Raw genomic sequence first — 17,599 nt, 5'->3', positions numbered from 1 at the left:
ATGTAAACCCGCGTATTGTTACACAAAATCAGCCGGAACTCCGAATTCAAATGTGCTGCGGTGCACGAGGCAGGGCGCGGCCTTCGGAGTTGAAAAGCAGGCAACGGGAGGGCGGCAGAAACACGCTGGCGTGGCTGCCGGCGTGCAGCGGCGCCGCTTCTGCGGCCTGCTTCACAGCGATCATCTCGGGCAGCCCGTTCAAGGTCGTGTAGACGATGGAGAGGTCACCCAGGTACTCAACGTGGCCGACGCCCACTTGGATGACATTCTCTTCATGCTGCGCTGCGGCGATGGAGAGGTGCTCGGCGCGCACGCCGAGAGTGACCTGGTCGCCGGTTTGCGGCCCGGCCGCTGCATCCACGGTGACCACGGCGCCGCCGGTCAGGCGAACTGACACGCTGCCGCCGCCGGCGGCGACAATCTCGCCGGGGATGAAATTCATCTTCGGCGTGCCGAGGAAGCCGGCCACGAACAGGTTGGCCGGGGCGTTATACAGTTCTTGCGGCGTGCCTACCTGCTCGATGCGGCCGCCGTTGAAGACCACGATGCGCTGGCCCAGTGTCATCGCCTCCACCTGATCGTGGGTCACATAGATCATGGTGGTTTTCAGTTCGCTGTGCAGGCGGCTAAGCTCTACGCGCATCTGCACGCGCAGGCTCGCGTCCAGATTGGATAGCGGCTCGTCGAACAGGAACACCTCCGGCTTGCGCACGATGGCGCGGCCGATCGCCACGCGCTGGCGCTGGCCGCCGGACAGCTCTTTCGGTTTGCGCTTGAGCAGCGGGGCGATTTGCAGGATGCCGGCCGCGCGTTCCACCGCCGCTTGCACCTCGGCCGGTTTGTGGCCGGCCAGTTTGAGTGCAAACGCCATGTTCTCGTACACCGTCATGTGCGGGTACAGCGCATAGGACTGGAACACCATGGCCAGCTTGCGCTGCGCCGGTGCGATGTCGTTGGCCAGTGTGCCGCCGATATGCAGCGTGCCGTCGCTGATGGTTTCAAGGCCTGCGATCATGCGCAGCAAGGTGGACTTGCCGCAGCCGGAAGGGCCGACGAAGACCATGAATTCACCGTCGGCGATATCAAGGTCGATGCCGTGGATGACCGGCGTTTTATCGTAATGCTTGACGATGTTCTTGAGACTAACGCTGGCCATGCGCTTACACCGCCTGTTCCAGCGGCGCTGGCTGTGCTTCTTCCTTCTGCTGCGGACGTGCAGTCATCGGAATCAGCTGCGACAGCACCGCCACCGGAATCGCCGACAACATGACCCAGATGAAGAAGTGCTGGTAGCCCAAGGCGATCTGGATGTCGCCGCTGAATAGCTTGAACAGCACAAAGCCCAGCTGCATGATGCCGGTAGCGAAAGCATAGTGTGCGGTTTGATATTTACCCGGCGCGACCACCTGCATCATGTACAAGATCAAGCCGACGAAGCCGAAGCCGTAGCCGAACATCTCCACGCTCAGCGCCGCGCCGATAATGGACAAGTCGGTCGGCTGGAAGTAGGACAGCAGGTAAAACGCGATGTTCGGCAGATTGACCGCGAGGATCAGCCACAGGATGGCGCGCTTGAGGCTCAGCCACGAGGTGAAGTAGCCGCCGGCGATGGAACCGACCAGGAACGCCACGGTGCCTACGGTGCCATACACCGCGCCCACTTCGGCGGTGCTCAGGCCAAGGCCGCCGAGGTGGCGTGCTTCGCGCAGGAACAGCGGGCCGATGGACTGCACCTGCGCCTCGCCTGCGCGGAACAGAATGATGAAAACGATCGAGACCCAGATACCCGGTTTCTTGAAGAACTCCACGATCACTTCGCGCAGGGTGCGGGCGATGCTGGCGGCGTTAGTGCCTGCGGCGATTTCGTTCTTTGCCAGTGGCAGCGCCCAGCCGTTGTACAGGCCAAGCGCAATCATCATCGCGCCGAGTATGCAGAAGCAGATGGTCCATGCCGGCACCACGCCCAGCGTCTTCTCGAAGTGGCCGGCCAACAGCAGCAGCGCACCGGTGGTGAAGAACTTGGCGGCGTTGAAGAAGGTGCCGGTCCAGCCGGCGTATTGCGCCTGGCCTTTTTCATCCAGGCTGGTGATGTACAAGCCGTCGCACGCAATGTCGTGGGTGGCGGCGGAAATGCCGACCAGTGCAAGCATCGCCATGCTGGCGGCAAACCAGAACGGCGCTTGCAGCGCCAGCGCTACGCCGCCGAGGCATAAGCCGCCGAATACCTGGAAGAAGGTGACCACCAGCTTTTTGCTCGGCGCCAGTTCAAGGAAGGGGCTCCACAGCGGTTTAAACACCCACGCAAAACCGATCAAGGCAGTCCAGTGATTCAGTTCGTCGTTCGGCACGCCCATGCTCTTCAGCATTTGGTTGGCGACGATGGCGACAGCGAAGAAGGGCAGGCCTTGGGCGAGGTACAAGGTCGGTACCCAGAGCTTCGGATTGCGGATGGTGGCTTTCATGTGGAGTCTCCCGTGTTTTCTTTATTTAAAGCCCGCTACCGGTGCGTTGCCGGTAGCTTGTAGTTCGCCGGACAGCCATGCATTGATGGCGTTCAGCGCTGGCTGGGCAAAGCCGTAGGTCATCAACGCTGGTGCGGTGATGTCTAGTGCCTGATATGGATTCCACAGCGCGAGGTGCAGGTCTGGACGCCACGTGTCGCGAGCGTGCTGGCCGTAGCGCAGGCGCGAGGTGGAGGCCAGCATGGTGAAGCGGCCGTCTTGCGGCAGTGCGTTCCAGTCGAAGGTGTCGGCGTCGGCGAATGTGACCAGTTCAACGTCGTACAGCTTGCGCAGCGAGTCGGCTACCACGGCGGCCGGCACGCCGGCTTCGGAGACGCCGTCGCTCACCACATCCTGGCGCGCGACCAGGCGTACCTTGGCGCCAGCTGCCGGACGTTGTGGTGCGCCGTACGCGGTCAGGCTGCGGCGCCAGCCTTCGGCCATGATCTCACGGTCGGCCGCATCTTCCTTGTACGAGCGCGGTTTGCATGGATAGGCTTTCGCCAGCGACGACAGGCGGTCGAGGCGAGTGTCGATTGCGGCCTGCGACAGTTCACCCGAGGCGATGGCGGCGGCGATGGCGTCCAGCGTTTCGTTTTGCGTTTCGGTGGTGCCCAGCGCCATGACCATATCGGCGCCTGCGGTCAGTGCGCGCACGGCGGCATTGCCAACCCCGTAGCGGCCGGCGATGGCGTGCATGTCCATGCCGTCGGTGATGATGATGCCTTTGTACTGCCACTCTTCGCGCAGCAGGTCGTTGAGGATGCGGCGCGACATCGTCGCTGGATTCTCGGGATCGAGCGTTGGGTAGACGATGTGCGCGGTCATCATGGCCGGCGCTGCGCCGGAAGCAATGCGGAATGGCGCCAGTTCGAGGCGGTCCAGTTCTTCGACCGGCTTGTTCACGGTCGGCAGGTCGCGGTGCGAATCAACGTTGGTGTCGCCGTGGCCGGGGAAGTGCTTGACGCAGCAGGCCACGCCTTCCGCATGGCTGCCGGCCATCCACGACATTGCCAGTTCGGCGGCGCGTTTCGGCTCTGCGCCGAAAGAGCGTTCCGCGATCACTGGATTGTGCGGGTTGTTGTTCAAGTCCAGCACCGGCGCGAAGTTCCAGTTGAAGCCCAGCGCCTTGACCGCGCGCGCCACGGCAGCGCCGGTGCGGTAGGCGAGGTCGGTGTCGTCGGCAGCGCCGAGGCCCATGGCGGCGGGTGGCGCAGGCACCCAGGTGGAGCGCACCACGGCGCCGCCTTCCTGGTCGATGGCGATCAGCGATTCCGGGCCCATTACGGCGCGCAGGTCGGCGGTCAGCTTGGCCAGCTGCTCGGAGTCGGTCATATTCCCGCGGAACAGGCAAACGGCGCGGATGCTGTTCGCTTTCAGGAAGTCCGCAGTGGCCGCATCCAGCACGGTGCCGGGGAAGCGGATCATAATCAGTTGGCCGGCGATTTTGCGTAATTCGTTTTGAGTTGTCATTTCACTGCTCCCTCCATGCCGCGCATGAAGAATCGTTGAGTAAATAAGAAGGCTGCCAGCGTGGGCAGAATGGTCAGCACTGTCCCGGCGGCGATCACGCGCGTGCTGCTGCCGAAGGTGCCGCGCAAATACAGCACGCCCACCGACAGCGGGAATTCGTCCGGCTTGCTCATCACGATCGAAGGCCAGATATATTCGTTCCATGCTTCCACCGCCGTCAGGATGCCGACCGTGGCCAGCCACGGCGCGATCAGCGGCAACATGATTTTACTGAAGATGATCCACTCGGAAGCGCCATCCACGCGGGCGGCGTCGATCAAGTCTTGCGGCACTTCTTCAAAAGCTTGTTTCAGCAGCAGGATGGCGACGGCGTTGACCACGTTGGGCAAGATCACGCCGGCGTAGGTGTCGACGAGGCTCAGTTTCGTCACGGTGATGAAGTTGACCAGGAAGTTGACTTCCGACGGCAGCACCAGCGTGGCGAGGATCAAGCCGAATACCAGCTTGCGGCCCTTGAACTGCATGCGCGCCAGCGGATACGCGGCGGCGGAGCACAGCAGCAGCTTCCAGAACACGGTGCAGGCGGCGATGAAGACCGAGTTGCGGAAGAACGCCCACATCGGCAGCGTGTTGAATACTTCGGCGAAGTTGGCCAGCGACGGCGCCTTGGGCCAGAAGGTCGGCGGGTAGGCGAAGATGTTGCCTTCGGTGGAGAGCGCGGTTACCAGCGTCCACCAGAAAGGGAACACGCACACCACGGCAATGGCGCACAGCAGCAGGTAGTGGGTGATCGTCTTCATCGGTGCTTAGGTTTAATCCAGCGCAGGCACAGTAAGGCGATGCCGACGCAGAAGATGGAGACGACGAAGCTGGCGGCCAAGGCGCGCGGCAGTTTCAAATGTTTGAGGCCTTGATCGTAAGCGTAGTACAAGCCGGTGAAGGTGGAGTTCATAGGGCCGCCTTGCGTCAGCACGTCCACTTCTTGATAGGCTTTGAGTGCGGCCAGCACGGATAGAATGGAGCAGACCATAATGGTTGGTCGCAGCATCGGCACGGTGATTTTCCAGAATCGCTGCCAGCGATTGGCGCCATCGAGAATCGCTGCTTCCTGCATGTCGGCTGGGACGGCTTGCAGCGCGGCGAGGTACATCACCATGTACCAGCCAAGGCCGCGCCATAGCGTGACGAACATGATCGCGAACAGGGCGATGGTGTCGTTGGACAGCCAGCCCACCGGGGCGTTAATCAGCTGGAGCGTTTGAAGGACGTAATTGAGCGTTCCCTGTTCGTGGAACATGAAGCCCCACATGATGCCAACCACGGAGACGGTGGTCACCACCGGCACGTAGAAGGCGGCGCGGAAGTAGCGGATGCCGGGCAGCTTGTTGTTCACTAAAACTGCAAGGCTCAATGCGCCGATTTGCACGAAGGGCACCATCAGCAAAAACAGCAGCGAGTTTTTCAGGCCGGTGACGAACATCTCGTTGTCGAAGATGTAGCGGAAATTATCGAGGCCGACCCAGTGCGTTTCGCGTATCAGGCTGTAGTCGGTGAAGGCCAGCAGCGAACCGAAAGCCACGGGCCAGAACGAGAACACGGCCAGCAGTGTGAGTGCGGGCGCGAGGAACAGCCATGCGGCGAGATTGCGGTTCATCTCAGTGGCTCCGCTGCGCGGCGAGTTTCTTGTTCCAGATGGCGACCGCTTGATCCAGCGCCTGCTTGATGTCTTGCTTGCCGGTGACGCCGGCTTCCACTGCCTTAACGAGGTAGCGGCGCAACTCGTCGTAGTCGGTGATGCCGGCCACGTACAGCGTGTGCGAGTGCGGCATCGACACCGCGCCCGCAGCGACGGCCTTTTCTGCGGCGCCGGCTTTCGGTGGCACGGTGGTGAAGAATGGATCGTTGGCCGCTTGCGCCATCGCCGGATAGACGCTGGCTTGCTTGGCGAAGGCCAGTTGATTGGCGTCGTTGGTCAAGTAGCGCGCGAATTTGCCGACCGCTGGCAGCAACTTGGCGTCGACATTTTTCGGCACGGCGAAATGAATCAGCCAGCCGCCATCGGCAATCCCGGTTGGGCCTAGCGGCGCGGGTGCGACGTCGGTGATGGCGTAGATGTCCTTGGCGTCGCTCTCGATGCGCTTTACTGCGGTGGGTGGGGCGAGCAGCATGCCGAGACGGCCGCCCTTGTAGGCGTCAATCGCGGCGGGGAAGTTATCTTCGGCGAACAGCGCGTCTTTCAGCAGGCCGCCGGCCTTGTAGGTTTCGGCCAGCTTGCGGATTAAGGCGACGTGGCCGGGTGAGTTGAATACGGCTTTGCCTTTGCTGATGACGGGCAGGCCTTGCTGCATCATCAGGCCATCGATCTTGGACAGGGCAGGGCACAGGCCTGCCTTGCCGGTGCGCGCGGCGATCTGGCGCGCGAACAGCAGTTGTTCATCTAGATCACGTGGTGCGTGCGGAATGCCAGCCGCTTTGAAGATCTGCGTGTTGTAGGCGATGACGGCGACGTTGCTGTACATCGGGAAGCCGTAGGTCTTGCCGTTGAAGGTCAGGTCTTCCAAGGTGCTGGCGAGATAGCGCGGGCGGGCGTCGGCGAGTAATGTGTCGACAGGGGCGAGCAAGCCGTCGCGCGCGAATTCGTCGGCCCATGGCACGTTGAGATTGACCAGCGCGGGCGGCGTGCCCGCGACGATGCGCGTCACCAGTTTGGTTTGGATGATATCCCAGGGGAAGTCCACCCATTCGACCCGCACGCCCGGATTCGCAGCTTCGTAGTTCTTCACCAGCTTCTCGTAGTAAGGCGTGAACTTTGGCTTCATGCTGAAAGTCCAGAACTCGATGGTTTGCGGGGCTGCGCTTGCAGGGTTTGCTAGCAGGGCGGCTAGAGCCAGCAACCACCCCGCACGGCGGCGAACCGGGGTCTGACCCCGTACGGGGTCAGACCCCCCAAGCTTGCGGGGGCTGCGCGGCTCAATCACGGTTTTAGTTCGTTTTCGTGACTTTGCTCAGGTGGCGCGGCTGGTCCGGGTTCAGACCACGCGCGGCCGACAGTTCTGCCGCCATTTTGTAGAACGCTTGAATCGCCACAATCGGATCCAGATCCGGCGTCGCCGCTACCGGCAAGGTCAAATCGCGTTCCGCCACATCAGCAGGAGCCGCCAGCAGCACGTTTGCACCACGGCCGCGCATCTCGGAAGCCAGTTGCAGCAAGCTTGCCTGCGTAGGGCCGCGCGTCGCGAAGATCACCAGCGGGTAGCCTTCTTCGATCAGCGCCATCGGGCCGTGCTTGATCTCCGCGCCGCTGAATGCTTCCGCTTGCAGCGCCGAGGTTTCTTTAAACTTCAGCGACGCTTCCAGCGCCACCGGGAAGCTGATGCCGCGCCCCACCACCATGATGTTACGCGCAGGCGTCAGCACCTCAACCGCCTTCGACCAGTCTTCAGTGGTCGCCGCGCGCAGCGATTCCGGCAGCGCCTCCAAACCGGCCAGCAGCTCAGGATCATTCTGCCAAGCCGCCACCAGGCGCGCACCAGCCACCAGGCTGGTGATGAAGCTCTTGGTCGCAGCCACGCTTTGCTCTTTACCAGCGCGCAGCGGCATCGCAAATTCCGCAGCCTTGGCCAGCGGCGATTCAATATCGTTGACCAGTGCAATGGTGGTCGCGCCGCCGTCGCGGAAGTAGCGGATCGGCTCCACCACGTCCGGGCTCTGGCCCGATTGCGAGATCGAGATCGCCAGCGTGTCACGCGTAATCAGCGGCGATTTATTCAAGGTCACCAGCGACATCGGCAGCGACGCCACCACGCGGCCCAGGCGGGCCATGATCAGGTAAGCCACGTAGGCACAAGCGTGATCCGAGCTGCCGCGCGCGATGGTCAGGGCGGTCGAGAAGGAAGTGCTCCTCAATTTGCGGCCCAGCTCCGCGTATTGATCGCCGTCGTTGGCCAGTTGCAGGGCTACGCAATCAGCGGCGGACAGGGCTTCTTTCAACATCATTGAGGTCACAACAATTCTCCTTCGATATAGACGGCTTTGAGGTTCAGGTCACGGTCGAGCACCACGAAGTCGGCAAACGCGCCGGGAGCCAGACGGCCCCGCTCTGAGAGGCCGAGATAATCGGCCGCATACGTTGAGACCCGTGCCGAGGCATCCGCCAGATCGAGGCCGAGTCCGACCAAGTTGCGCAGCGCTTGGTCCATGGTGAGGGTACTGCCGGCCAGCGTGCCATCGGGCAGGCGCACGCCGCCCATGCACTTCATGACTTTGTGACGGCCCAGCATATACTCGCCGTCCGGCATGCCGGTGGCGGAAGTTGAATCGGTGACGCAATAAACATTCGGGATGCAGCGCAGCGCCGTGCGGATCGCACCGGGATGAACGTGCAGCAGATCAGGAATCAGTTCAGCGTAGGTGCCGTGCGCGAGCGCCGCGCCGACCATGCCGGGCTCGCGGTGATGCAGGCCGGGCATGGCGTTGAACAAGTGCGTGAAGCTGCGCGCGCCTTGCTTCAATGCGGCCACGCCGTCTTCATAGGTGCCCAGCGTATGGCCGATCTGCACGCGCATGCCGGCGTCCGACAATTCTTTGACCAGTTCCTGGTGGCCGGCGATTTCCGGCGCGACGGTAATCACCCGCAGCGGCGCCAGTTCTTCCAATTTTTCGACATCGGCCAGCTTGGCCGAACGCGCGTACGGCGGCTGTGCACCGAGCTTGCCGGAGTTGATGAACGGGCCTTCCAGGTGCGCGCCTAGCACGCGCGCTTCGCCGCTGCGGCGCTCTGCCGCTGCCGCGCCGATGCCGCGCAGTGCGATATCGATGTCTTCCGGCGGCGCGGTCATGGTGGTGGCCAGCATGCTGGTGGTGCCGTGTTTGGCGTGCACCGCTGCGATGGTGCGCACGGCGTCGCCGCCTTCCATCACGTCTCGGCCGCCGCCACCGTGCACGTGCAGGTCGATAAAGCCAGGCAGGATATAGACTTCTTCATTGAGCGCAGGATCGGCGCTGCTGCCGATGATGGCAGAAATGCGATCGTCGAAATTGATTTCACCGTGGATCCAGCCGGACGGTGTCAGGATATTGCCTTTGATTGCATCGCTCATCTGCGCGACTCCGCTACGAATTCATAATAATCACTGCGGCAGAACGAGTGGGTCAGTTCCACTGCTGCGCCGTTGTCGAGATAACTAACGCGGGTGATGTGCAGCATCGCAGCACCCGCAGGGATATTGGCCAAACGTGCCTGTTCTTCGCTGGCGTTGACGGCGCGGATATGCTGCAGCGCGCGCATCGGGATGGTGCCGTTGGCTTCAAGGTAGCCGTACAGCGAATCGTTCACGCTGTGCGGATTCGGCATGTACTGCGCCGGAATGGTGGTGGTTTCAATCGCCATCACCACGTCATCGGCGGTGCGCAGGCGCTTCAGGCGTGCTACCGGCATATTCGGCGAGAGACCCAACGACAGCAGCTCCACCGGCGAGGCGATGCCGATGTCGCGTTGCAGCCAGCGCGAGCCTGCCGTGAAGCCGCGCTCACGCAGCTCTTCGGAGAAGCTGGTCAAGCGCGATAAGGGCTGCTCCAGTTTCGGCGTGATGTACGTGCCGGAGCCGCGCTTGCGGGTCAGCATGCCGCGCTCGCACAGCATGTCGATGGCTTTGCGCGCCGTCACGCGCGAGATGTTGAGCATGTCCGACAGCACGCGCTCGGACGGCAATGCCTCGTTGGCGCGCCAATCGCCACCGGCGATACCATCCGACAGCTTGTTCGCCAGCTGCATGTACAGCGGCGTATCGCTGTCGGGATCGGGCGTGAAGTCGCTCAACTGGGCTAGCACAGGCCTACTCCTTGATGCGCGTTTGGATTAAGCGCAGGGCGCCGGCTGCCGAGTCGCCGTGCGGATTGACGATGCGCTTCAACATGGACACCGGCAGGTAAGGCCGCAGCGGCGCAGCGAGGCCGCCGCACAGGGCGATCGGCAGCGTGCCGCTGGCGTCGAGCGCATTCGCCATCAGTTCTACCTCGCGGCCGGCGTTCAGCAGAATGGCGCGCGCAGTGTCGTTGCAATCGCCGTGCTGCAGAACGATGCGCGCCAGTTGCGCGTAGTTGGTTTGCGTGGCTTGCGCCAGCCAGTTCTGGATTGCGTTGCGCGGTTCAGCCGTACCTCCGCCGCAAGCGTTGGCGACATCGGTGGCAAAGGCGTTGGCCGGCATGCGGCCATCCAGCACTTGCTGCACATGGTTGATCGCGCGCAGTCCCATCCACGCACCGCTGGCTTCATCGCCGGCCGGGAAGCCCCAGCCGCCAACTTCCACGTGGCGGCCATCGGTCAATTTGATTTCGCCAACGCTGCCGGTGCCGAGCGCGATGATGGCGCCGGGCTGGCCTTGGTGTGCGCCGAGCACGGTGGTATGGCCGTCGCTTTCCAGCGCGACGTGCGCGTAGCCGGGATTGGCGGCAACGAATTCAGCGGCCCATTGCCGGTTGTGCACGCCGGCCAGGCCGAGGCCGATGGCGATGCGGGATTTGTCGGGGAAGTCCAGTCCGGCAGCGCGGAAGGCTTGCGCGGCGGCGTCTTCAACGGCGGCCCAGGCTTTGGCGATGCCATGCATCAGGCCCGATGGGCCGGCAGCGCCTTCGGCGATTTCCGTACCGTCGGCGCGCGCCAGCCGCACCCGGGTGCCACTGCCGCCGCCGTCAACGCCGATGAAAAATTCGATCATGTCTACCTGAGAAAGCTAATGCCGGGATGCCCGCGATGAAGGGCACTATAGGGTTGGCAAACCAGCTTGTCAACAGGTATTTAACTGGTATTAGAAAATATTAAAGTGGACTGGCGTTGTTGTCTTGGAATCGTTTTCTAAGTGATTGTATTTGTTGAGTAAATTCAAATTCTGCGGCGGCTCGTCCAGTGTGGCATTTGCATGCCACTTTGGACGGGTTCCCACTTTTTCAACGGTGATAAGTGACCATTTGAGCGCGGCTCATATCACCCTTCTCGGACAGCGCCACCACCGCGTTGCCGGGGCCGTGCACGGTGATATCGGTCTGGCGCGTGCACAGCTTGCGGGCGTCAAGGTCGCCCGGGCCGCTGACTTGCGCGCTCAGCACGGCTGCGTTGCCGGACAAGATCATATTGCCGGGGCCGCTAAGGCGCGCGCGCACGCTTTGCGCTTCCAGTCCGCGCACGGTCAGGTCGCCGGAGCCGTGCACTTCGGCGTCAAGCTTCTTGATGTGGCCGGCGATGCAGGCTTCGCCGGGGCCGTGCAGCGAGGCGCTGGCCGCTTCGGCGCTGAGGCTGCACGCTTCGAGGTCGCCCGAACCATGCACTTCGGCGCGGATTTCCTTGGCGCTGCCGCGCAGCATCACTGAGCCGGGGCCATGCAGGGCGGCGCTGACGCGGCCGGCGTGGATGTCGTTGATGTCGAGGTCGCCCGAGCCGCTGACCACCAGGTTGAGGTCTTGCGTCACGCTGCTGGCGCTGACGTCGCCGGGGCCGCTCATCTGTAAGTTAAGGTTGCCGGCCGACAGGCTGCGCAAGTCGAGGTCGCCGCTGCCGTTGGCGGTCACGCTGAGGTCGCCCACTTTGCCGCTGGCGTGCAGGTCGCCGGGGCCGTCCGACACCAAGCTCAGCTGCTTGCCCTGGAATTGCTGCAAGTCGACGTCGCCGCTGCCGGCGTTGCGCAGACTTTTCAGATTGGCGGCGGGGATGCGCACGGTCAGCGGCTTGCTGTTCTTGCCCCAGCCGAAATTGAGCGTCCAGCCTTTTTGCTTGCGCGGCTGGCGCACGGTCAGGGTGTCGTTCTCGACCACGGTTTCAATTTCGGCAAACTGGCGGCGCGGGCCGGAGATTTCAATCGCGTTGCCGGCCTGCGCGGTCACGATCACCTGGAACGGGCCGATGATGTTGAGGTTGCTGAACGGCGCCACTGTGCGCGTTTCGCTACCATAGGTATCGTCCTGTTTATTGTTGTCGGCGGCGCCGGCCACGGAGGCGGCCAGTAGCAGGGTGGTAGCCAGCGCGGCATGTTGGAGCGTGTGTTTCATGGTCGGTCTCGGTATGGGTAGTGGCGAGAACTGGACGATATGACAAAACGCTGCCGCCGTCGCACGCCATGGGACGGACGCGCGGAAGCGTGGGATAAGCTGCAAAAAACCGGGGCTGAGCCGCAGTTCAACTTTGGCGTTGTGCGGCCGTTACTGTTTGTGTGGCCCCAGTTCGGCCGTAATGTCATAATGGACGCATCAAGCCCGGGCGCACCTAGCCTGCGCGGGGCGTAAGGAGCGCACATGATCAAATACATGGGAACTAAAAGTACCAGCGACGGTGGTGTGCTGTATGTTTTTTTGATTAACGGCTTGCAAAAGGAAATCAGGGAGCATGCCTTGAAACAATACCCAGGCTGCTACGAGGCACTGCCACCGACGGCCAAGGCGCGCATCAGCGCCAACCGCGCGTGGTTGTCGAAAACGTAATGCGCACTTGCATTGCCTGGATCGGTGCGGCCTTGGCGCTTGCATGCGGCACGGCGGCGGCACAGGCGCCGACCACCTTCGGCACCATCATCGGTAACGGCCTGCTGTGCCGCGATCACACCGATAACATTTACTACTACAACTACCTGCTCAAGCACTTCGGCGCGGCGTACAAGCACGAGGGCGGGGCGTTCTGGTTCCGCACGGCCGGCGCGTCGCTGTGGGGCACCACCATTTCCGAGGTGATGGTCAGCGACGATACCAGCACCTATATTTTTGTCGGTGCGGTAGCCGAGGCGACGCCGGAGAATCTGGAGAAGGCCATCATCCAGCAGGTCGGCACGCACTACACGGTGATCGATACTTCTGCCTATCCGGTGCGCGAGGCCAAGCCGGCCAGCCGCATCGTGTATTTCGATACCAAGTCCAAGATTTACTGCGCCAAGTACAAGCCGCTGCCGCCGGTGCAGCCGCCTCCGGTGCGACAGCGGCTAAAATAGCCTGTCGCGCATTTACTAGGCTTTCATGTACACGCACTTTTTCAATCTGAAGCAATCGCCGTTTTCCATTGCACCTGATCCGCGCTATCTGTTCATGAGCGAGCGTCATCGCGAGGCGCTGGCGCACCTGTTGTATGGCATCGGCAGCGGCGGTGGCTTCGTGCTGCTGACCGGCGAGATCGGCGCGGGCAAGACCACGGTGTGCCGCTGCTTCATGGAGCAGATTCCCGAGAACTGCAAGCTCGGCTACATCTTCAATCCCAAGCTGTCGGTGGAGGAGTTGCTGCTGTCGATCTGCGACGAGTTCGGGATTGCGTTGCCGCCGCAGCCGGCGGGCGCGGTCAGCGTGAAGGGCTACGTGGATGCGATCAATGCCTACCTGCTGGCCAGCCACGCGCAGGCGCGCAACAACGTGCTGATTATCGACGAGGCGCAGAACTTGTCGGCCGAGGTGCTGGAGCAGCTGCGCTTGCTGACCAATCTGGAGACCAGCGAGCGTAAGCTGTTGCAGATTATTTTGATCGGCCAGCCGGAGTTGCGCGAGATGCTGGCGCGGCCGGAGCTGGAGCAGTTGGCGCAGCGTGTGATTGCGCGCTATCACCTCGGCTCGCTGTCGGAGGAGGAGACCGGTACGTACATCGAGCACCGGCTGGCGGTGGCGGGCGCGACGGCGATTGCGCCATTCCCGCGCAAGCTGATGGGTTTGGTGCACAAGCTGACCAAGGGCGTGCCGCGCCGGATCAACCTGCTGTGCGACCGGGCCTTGCTGGGGGCATACGTAGAGAACCAGCCGCAGGTCACGCGGACGATTTTGAAACGCGCCGCCAGCGAGGTGTTTGCCGGCGCGGAAGGCGCGGCCGAGCAGGGCGCGCGCAACGCAACTGGTGCAGCCGCGCGCTGGCCATTGGTGGCCGCAGGCCTGCTGGGCGGCGTGGTGATCAGCGCATTAGCGTGGCAACTGGCGTCACGCGAAGCCAAGCCTATCGTCGCCAACGCGCAAGCCGCCGTAGCGGCCAAGCCGGCGCCGACTCCATCGCCCGAGCCCGCTGTGGCCGTCCTGCCGCAGCCCGGCCGGGATAGTGCTGCGGCTTTGCGTCAACTCGCTGGGCTGTGGGGATTGACGCTGATGGAGGGCGAGCCTTGCTCGGCCGCTGCGCGTGCCAATTTGCGCTGCCTGCAAGCCAAGGGCGGCATCGAGGATTTGCGGATGCTCGACCGTCCCGCCATGCTCAAGCTGCACGACGATCCAACAGCACCGAATTACGTCCTGCTGACCGCGCTTGACGCCGGCGCCGCCACCATCGTCACGCCCGGCGGCAAACCGCAAACGCTCTCGGTGGAGGCGCTCTCTGCCCGCTACGACGGCGAATTCACCACCTACTGGCGCGCCCCGCGTGCATGGCGCGACGAAGTGCGCAGCGGCGATCGCGGCCCGGACGTGGACTGGCTGGCCAAGCGCCTCTCGCAAATCTACGACCTGAAAAAGCCGCAGGAAAACCAGCCGCTCGACGCCGCATTGCGCCAGCGTCTCACCGAGTTCCAGGCCGCGCAGGATTTGAAAGCGGACGGCGTCGCCGGCCCGAAAACCTTCATCCGCCTGTACCAGCTGGGCGGCGTGCAGGAGCCGCGCTTGAAGTGATTACAGCGCGCGGCCGTCGTAGTGATTCACCGGGATGGCCGCAAGATCAATCTCCTCAATGCAGCGCAGATTGACCACCGCCACCGCGTCGCCATTGGGCGCGAGTCCTTCGCCAAACGGATGGATGCCGCAGTTGGCGCAAAAGTGGTGCTTGATCACGTGCTTGTTGAACAGATAGGTGCTAAGGTTTTCTGTCGGCGTCAGCAGGCGCAGCTGCGCGCGCGGGATGAACCACATCAGCGTCCCTTTGCGCTGGCACATCGAGCAATTGCAGGAAAGTGCGGCGCCAATTTCGCCCTCCGCTTCAAATTTGATTTGGCCGCAATGGCAGCTTCCGGTGTATTTCATGTCACGTCTCCAATAGTTGATCCAGCTTGGTGAAGAATAGTGTCCAGCCGCGTTCGTGGTTATCGCGTCCCTGCTGGTCGAAGAAGCGGTCGTGCACAAAGCTCAGTTCGGTGCCGCCGTTCGCTGGCGTCAGCGTGATGGTGATGCGCGAGACGCGCTCCGGCGTGCTGTGAAAGGCCCAGCTAAACACCAGCCGGCTCGGCGGCGTGACTTCCTGATACTCGCCGCCGACCTCGTTGGCCGTGCCGTCGGGCGAGTTGAAACGGATGCGGTAGCGGCCGCCCGGACGAACATCGAGTTCGGCCTGGGTGGCGGCGCCGAACCAGTGGCTTAGCGCTTGCGGGTCGGTCCACGCGGCCCAGACGCGCTCGGCGCTGACGGGGTAGTGGCGGGTGATGCGGACTTCGGTGGCTTGCATGCAGTCTCCTCCTGGTGATAAAGAAAGCGCCCCAGTGCATCGAGCTGGCCGTTCCAGAAGCGCTCGTAGTGGGCGATCCATTGCGCCGCTTCCTGCATTGGCGCGGCTTCCAGTGCGCAGCGCACCACGCGGCCTTCCTTGGAGCGCGCAATGAGCCCGGCGGCCTCCAGCACCGCGAGGTGCTTCATGAAACCGGGCAGCGACATGCTGTGCTGCTGGGCCAGTTCGGTCACGCTGCAAGCGCCGGCGTCGAGCTGCAGCAGCACGTGGCGGCGGGTGCTGTCGGCCAGGGCGGCAAACACGAGATCGAGTTGGGTGTCGTTATACTTAACCATTTGGTATAGTATTGGCGTGGCGTGCGGCTTTGTCAAGCACTGCGCATGCGTTAAGATAGGGCGGTCTCTATCTCGGTTACCTCTATGTCTTATATTTTGGAAGCGCTGAAGAAGGCGCAGGCGGAACGCCAGCTGGGCAGCGCACCGACCTTGCACGCGCCGAGTTTGCGGGCGACGGATACGGCCTCGCCGGCAGCGCGCTTCAGTAAGCCTTTGCTGTTATCGGTGGTGGGCATGGCGGCGCTGATCGGCGTGCTGCTGGTGCTGGTGTTGCGCGCGCCGTCTGCGCCCACAGATGCGCCGGCGCCGGCTGTCGCGGCCGCGCCGCCAGCGGCACGGCCGGCGGCAAGCCAGCCACCGGCGCCGACCCCGTTGCCGGCGCCGGTGGCTGATCTGCCGCCGTCTGTCGCTAACCTGGCACGCAACTCGGCGCCAGAGGCGCGTCCGCAGCAACAATCGCAGCCTGTTGTGGCGCCTGCTCCGGCAGTGGCGGCCACGCCCGTCAAGCCGGCCGCCGCGCCCGAGGAGCCGGTGGTCAACCTGCGCGATCTGCCTGAGCCGATCCAGCGCTCGATCCCGCCGGTGACCGTGGGCGGCTACATCTATTCCAAAAACGCCGCTGACCGGCTATTGCTGGTCGATAAAATCCTGCGCCACGAAGGCGAGGAGGTCGCTCCCGGCCTGCTACTGGAAAAACTCCAGCCGAAAGAGGCTGTTTTCAACTTCAAAGGTTACCGTTACCGCGTCCCGTACTGAACTGTAATGCTCGTGTAATGAAAACATGATATTTTTCTATCATTGTGAACTCTGCAAGGGAAATATCATGAAGCATTTGAAGTTCCTGCCATTCCTGATCGCCGCCGCTTCCTACATGCCGCGCGCCCACGCCGCCGAGGCCGTGCCGGTTGCCGAGCCGAGCGGCCTGAGCGTGCTGCTGGTTCTGCTCGGCCTGCTCGCCTTGTCGCTCGGCGGCGGTGCGCGCGCCACCACCATCAAGCCGGAACAACACTAAGCCACCTGCTGCACCATCAAATGTTGCTGCGTATAATGCGTGGCATCAACATGAGGTGGTGAAGGGCAGGCAATGCAACAAATTCTCGGGGTAGTCGGCACCTCCGGCAGCGGCAAGACCACGCTGCTGGAATACTTGCTGGGGCAACTGGCGGGGCAGGGCGTCAAAGTCAACGTCATCAAGCACAGCCACCACGATTTGCAATTCGAACCGCAGCACAAGGACAGCGCGCGCCTGCGCGCCGCCGGCGCGGCCGAGGTGATGGTGGCGTCGCCGTTCCGCTACGCCATCATCCACGAGCTGCGCGGTGCGCCCGAGCCGTCGCTGGACGAGCAGCTGGCGCGCCTGTCGCCAGCGGATTTGACTTTGCTCGAAGGCTTCAAGTCCTATCCGATCGACAAGCTGGAAGTCTACCGCGTGGAGGCCGGCCGCGCGCCGCTGTACCCGCACGACGAGCACGTGGTCGCGGTGGCGGCCGACCATCCGCGCCCGGATGGCTTGCGCGCCAGCGTCACGTGGCTGGATTTGAACCAGCCGCAGCAGGTGCTTGCCTGGCTGCTCACGCATCTGAAAAAAAATTCAGACAACGGCTAAAGTTACTTGCGGATCGGCCGTAAACAGGGTGATAGCCATAATTGGAGGGCCCCATGGACGTTACCGGAATTGCTCAGACCGCAACGACGATTGCCGATACCGGCACCAAACAAGCCGTCGGTATTGCCGTACTGAAAAAAGCTCAGGACATCCAGGCGTCCAGCGCATCCGCCTTGATCGAGGCGATTCCGCCGGTGCCTAATCTGCCGCCTCACCTCGGCAACAATATCAACACCAAAGCTTAACCCGCGCGGCCTGTCCTGCGCCGCGACGTTCCCTTCTGCGCAGCACGCGCTGCGCGGTGCCTTCG

At 62.9% G+C, this 17,599-nt stretch carries 20 protein-coding genes; 6 read left to right on the top strand and 14 right to left on the bottom strand.

What is annotated here, in order from left to right:
- Positions 1–46: 46 nt before the first annotated feature.
- From GTP45_RS01525 to GTP45_RS01475, 11 genes are all read right to left on the bottom strand, one after another.
- Positions 47–1,156 carry an ABC transporter ATP-binding protein gene (locus GTP45_RS01525; RefSeq protein ID WP_161012120.1) on the bottom strand — a complete coding sequence of 370 codons (1,110 nt, stop codon included), beginning with the start codon at positions 1,154–1,156 and terminating at the stop codon, positions 47–49.
- Positions 1,157–1,160: 4 nt separating this feature from the next.
- A complete protein-coding gene (locus tag GTP45_RS01520) occupies positions 1,161–2,462 on the bottom strand; it encodes an MFS transporter (protein WP_161012119.1) in 1,302 nt (433 codons plus the stop codon).
- A 21-nt stretch (positions 2,463–2,483) separates the two neighbouring features.
- Positions 2,484–3,974: a beta-N-acetylhexosaminidase gene (gene nagZ / locus GTP45_RS01515; RefSeq protein WP_161012118.1), complete on the bottom strand. Its 1,491-nt coding sequence runs from the start codon at positions 3,972–3,974 to the stop codon at positions 2,484–2,486.
- On the bottom strand, positions 3,971–4,774 hold the full coding sequence (locus GTP45_RS01510; protein WP_161012117.1) for a carbohydrate ABC transporter permease: 804 nt from the start codon (positions 4,772–4,774) through the stop codon (positions 3,971–3,973). The genes nagZ and GTP45_RS01510 overlap by 4 nt, the downstream gene beginning before the upstream one ends.
- Positions 4,771–5,628 carry a carbohydrate ABC transporter permease gene (locus tag GTP45_RS01505; protein ID WP_161012116.1) on the bottom strand — a complete coding sequence of 286 codons (858 nt, stop codon included), beginning with the start codon at positions 5,626–5,628 and terminating at the stop codon, positions 4,771–4,773. The genes GTP45_RS01510 and GTP45_RS01505 overlap by 4 nt, the downstream gene beginning before the upstream one ends.
- A 1-nt stretch (position 5,629) precedes the next feature.
- Positions 5,630–6,793, bottom strand: a complete 1,164-nt coding sequence (locus GTP45_RS01500) for an ABC transporter substrate-binding protein (protein ID WP_229258295.1) — start codon at positions 6,791–6,793, stop codon at positions 5,630–5,632.
- Positions 6,794–6,956: 163 nt separating this feature from the next.
- Entirely contained in the window at positions 6,957–7,970 is a 1,014-nt protein-coding gene (locus tag GTP45_RS01495; protein WP_161012682.1) for an SIS domain-containing protein, read from the bottom strand.
- A gap of 5 nt (positions 7,971–7,975) precedes the next feature.
- On the bottom strand, positions 7,976–9,073 hold the full coding sequence (gene nagA, locus GTP45_RS01490; RefSeq protein WP_161012115.1) for an N-acetylglucosamine-6-phosphate deacetylase: 1,098 nt from the start codon (positions 9,071–9,073) through the stop codon (positions 7,976–7,978).
- Positions 9,070–9,804, bottom strand: coding sequence for a GntR family transcriptional regulator (locus tag GTP45_RS01485; protein ID WP_161012114.1), 735 nt, complete (start codon positions 9,802–9,804; stop codon positions 9,070–9,072). Before GTP45_RS01485 ends, nagA begins: the two co-directional genes overlap by 4 nt.
- 4 nt (positions 9,805–9,808) lie before the next feature.
- Positions 9,809–10,690, bottom strand: coding sequence for a glucosamine kinase nucleotide-binding domain-containing protein (locus GTP45_RS01480; RefSeq protein WP_161012113.1), 882 nt, complete (start codon positions 10,688–10,690; stop codon positions 9,809–9,811).
- 229 nt (positions 10,691–10,919) lie between these two features.
- Positions 10,920–12,014, bottom strand: a complete 1,095-nt coding sequence (locus tag GTP45_RS01475) for a GIN domain-containing protein (RefSeq protein ID WP_161012112.1) — start codon at positions 12,012–12,014, stop codon at positions 10,920–10,922.
- 428 nt (positions 12,015–12,442) lie between these two features.
- Here GTP45_RS01475 and GTP45_RS01465 point away from each other — a divergent pair, with 428 nt between their 5' ends.
- Together GTP45_RS01465 and GTP45_RS01460 are read left to right on the top strand one after the other, a co-directional pair.
- Positions 12,443–12,943, top strand: coding sequence for a hypothetical protein (locus GTP45_RS01465; RefSeq protein WP_166454503.1), 501 nt, complete (start codon positions 12,443–12,445; stop codon positions 12,941–12,943).
- A 25-nt stretch (positions 12,944–12,968) separates the two neighbouring features.
- Complete coding sequence (locus GTP45_RS01460; protein ID WP_161012110.1) at positions 12,969–14,582, top strand: AAA family ATPase; 1,614 nt, start codon at positions 12,969–12,971, stop codon at positions 14,580–14,582.
- Here the strand turns inward: GTP45_RS01460 and GTP45_RS01455 are convergent, their stop codons facing one another.
- From GTP45_RS01455 to GTP45_RS01445, 3 genes are read right to left on the bottom strand one after another with little or no spacing between them, the layout of a single operon-like run.
- The gene (locus GTP45_RS01455; protein WP_161012109.1) at positions 14,583–14,930 is read right to left on the bottom strand and encodes a GFA family protein; all 348 of its coding nucleotides are present in this window, start codon (positions 14,928–14,930) and stop codon (positions 14,583–14,585) included.
- 1 nt (position 14,931) lies between these two features.
- Entirely contained in the window at positions 14,932–15,348 is a 417-nt protein-coding gene (locus tag GTP45_RS01450; RefSeq protein WP_161012108.1) for an SRPBCC family protein, read from the bottom strand.
- Positions 15,261–15,683 carry an ArsR/SmtB family transcription factor gene (locus GTP45_RS01445; RefSeq protein ID WP_161012107.1) on the bottom strand — a complete coding sequence of 141 codons (423 nt, stop codon included), beginning with the start codon at positions 15,681–15,683 and terminating at the stop codon, positions 15,261–15,263. The genes GTP45_RS01450 and GTP45_RS01445 overlap by 88 nt, the downstream gene beginning before the upstream one ends.
- 84 nt (positions 15,684–15,767) lie before the next feature.
- Between GTP45_RS01445 and GTP45_RS01440 the strand changes: the two genes are divergently transcribed.
- The 4 genes from GTP45_RS01440 to GTP45_RS01425 all read left to right on the top strand — a co-directional run bounded on the left by GTP45_RS01440 (position 15,768) and on the right by GTP45_RS01425 (position 17,534).
- Positions 15,768–16,439 carry a general secretion pathway protein GspB gene (locus GTP45_RS01440; protein WP_161012106.1) on the top strand — a complete coding sequence of 224 codons (672 nt, stop codon included), beginning with the start codon at positions 15,768–15,770 and terminating at the stop codon, positions 16,437–16,439.
- A gap of 67 nt (positions 16,440–16,506) precedes the next feature.
- Positions 16,507–16,695 carry a hypothetical protein gene (locus tag GTP45_RS01435; RefSeq protein ID WP_161012105.1) on the top strand — a complete coding sequence of 63 codons (189 nt, stop codon included), beginning with the start codon at positions 16,507–16,509 and terminating at the stop codon, positions 16,693–16,695.
- A gap of 72 nt (positions 16,696–16,767) precedes the next feature.
- Positions 16,768–17,289: a molybdopterin-guanine dinucleotide biosynthesis protein B gene (gene mobB / locus GTP45_RS01430; protein ID WP_161012104.1), complete on the top strand. Its 522-nt coding sequence runs from the start codon at positions 16,768–16,770 to the stop codon at positions 17,287–17,289.
- Between the two features lie 53 nt (positions 17,290–17,342).
- Complete coding sequence (locus GTP45_RS01425) at positions 17,343–17,534, top strand: YjfB family protein (protein ID WP_161012103.1); 192 nt, start codon at positions 17,343–17,345, stop codon at positions 17,532–17,534.
- Positions 17,535–17,599 lie beyond the last annotated feature (65 nt).

The organism is Duganella rivi (assembly GCF_009857435.1).
GTDB classification, from domain to species: domain Bacteria; phylum Pseudomonadota; class Gammaproteobacteria; order Burkholderiales; family Burkholderiaceae_D; genus Rugamonas; species Rugamonas rivi.
The sequence above is the reverse complement of the archived record's forward strand: the minus strand, read 5'-3'. Positions and strand labels throughout refer to the sequence as shown.

Coding starts and splice junctions, on each gene's coding strand:
- GTP45_RS01525 (WP_161012120.1), bottom strand. CDS start 1,156: ATGGCCAGCGTTAGTCTCAAGAACATCGTCAAGCATTACGATAAAACG.
- mobB (WP_161012104.1), top strand. CDS start 16,768: ATGCAACAAATTCTCGGGGTAGTCGGCACCTCCGGCAGCGGCAAGACC.
- GTP45_RS01425 (WP_161012103.1), top strand. CDS start 17,343: ATGGACGTTACCGGAATTGCTCAGACCGCAACGACGATTGCCGATACC.
- GTP45_RS01500 (WP_229258295.1), bottom strand. CDS start 6,793: ATGAAGCCAAAGTTCACGCCTTACTACGAGAAGCTGGTGAAGAACTAC.
- GTP45_RS01455 (WP_161012109.1), bottom strand. CDS start 14,930: ATGAAATACACCGGAAGCTGCCATTGCGGCCAAATCAAATTTGAAGCG.
- GTP45_RS01505 (WP_161012116.1), bottom strand. CDS start 5,628: ATGAACCGCAATCTCGCCGCATGGCTGTTCCTCGCGCCCGCACTCACA.
- GTP45_RS01450 (WP_161012108.1), bottom strand. CDS start 15,348: ATGCAAGCCACCGAAGTCCGCATCACCCGCCACTACCCCGTCAGCGCC.
- GTP45_RS01440 (WP_161012106.1), top strand. CDS start 15,768: ATGTCTTATATTTTGGAAGCGCTGAAGAAGGCGCAGGCGGAACGCCAG.
- GTP45_RS01465 (WP_166454503.1), top strand. CDS start 12,443: ATGCGCACTTGCATTGCCTGGATCGGTGCGGCCTTGGCGCTTGCATGC.
- GTP45_RS01460 (WP_161012110.1), top strand. CDS start 12,969: ATGTACACGCACTTTTTCAATCTGAAGCAATCGCCGTTTTCCATTGCA.
- GTP45_RS01475 (WP_161012112.1), bottom strand. CDS start 12,014: ATGAAACACACGCTCCAACATGCCGCGCTGGCTACCACCCTGCTACTG.
- GTP45_RS01435 (WP_161012105.1), top strand. CDS start 16,507: ATGAAGCATTTGAAGTTCCTGCCATTCCTGATCGCCGCCGCTTCCTAC.
- nagA (WP_161012115.1), bottom strand. CDS start 9,073: ATGAGCGATGCAATCAAAGGCAATATCCTGACACCGTCCGGCTGGATC.
- nagZ (WP_161012118.1), bottom strand. CDS start 3,974: ATGACAACTCAAAACGAATTACGCAAAATCGCCGGCCAACTGATTATG.
- GTP45_RS01520 (WP_161012119.1), bottom strand. CDS start 2,462: ATGAAAGCCACCATCCGCAATCCGAAGCTCTGGGTACCGACCTTGTAC.
- GTP45_RS01445 (WP_161012107.1), bottom strand. CDS start 15,683: ATGGTTAAGTATAACGACACCCAACTCGATCTCGTGTTTGCCGCCCTG.
- GTP45_RS01480 (WP_161012113.1), bottom strand. CDS start 10,690: ATGATCGAATTTTTCATCGGCGTTGACGGCGGCGGCAGTGGCACCCGG.
- GTP45_RS01510 (WP_161012117.1), bottom strand. CDS start 4,774: ATGAAGACGATCACCCACTACCTGCTGCTGTGCGCCATTGCCGTGGTG.
- GTP45_RS01495 (WP_161012682.1), bottom strand. CDS start 7,970: ATGATGTTGAAAGAAGCCCTGTCCGCCGCTGATTGCGTAGCCCTGCAA.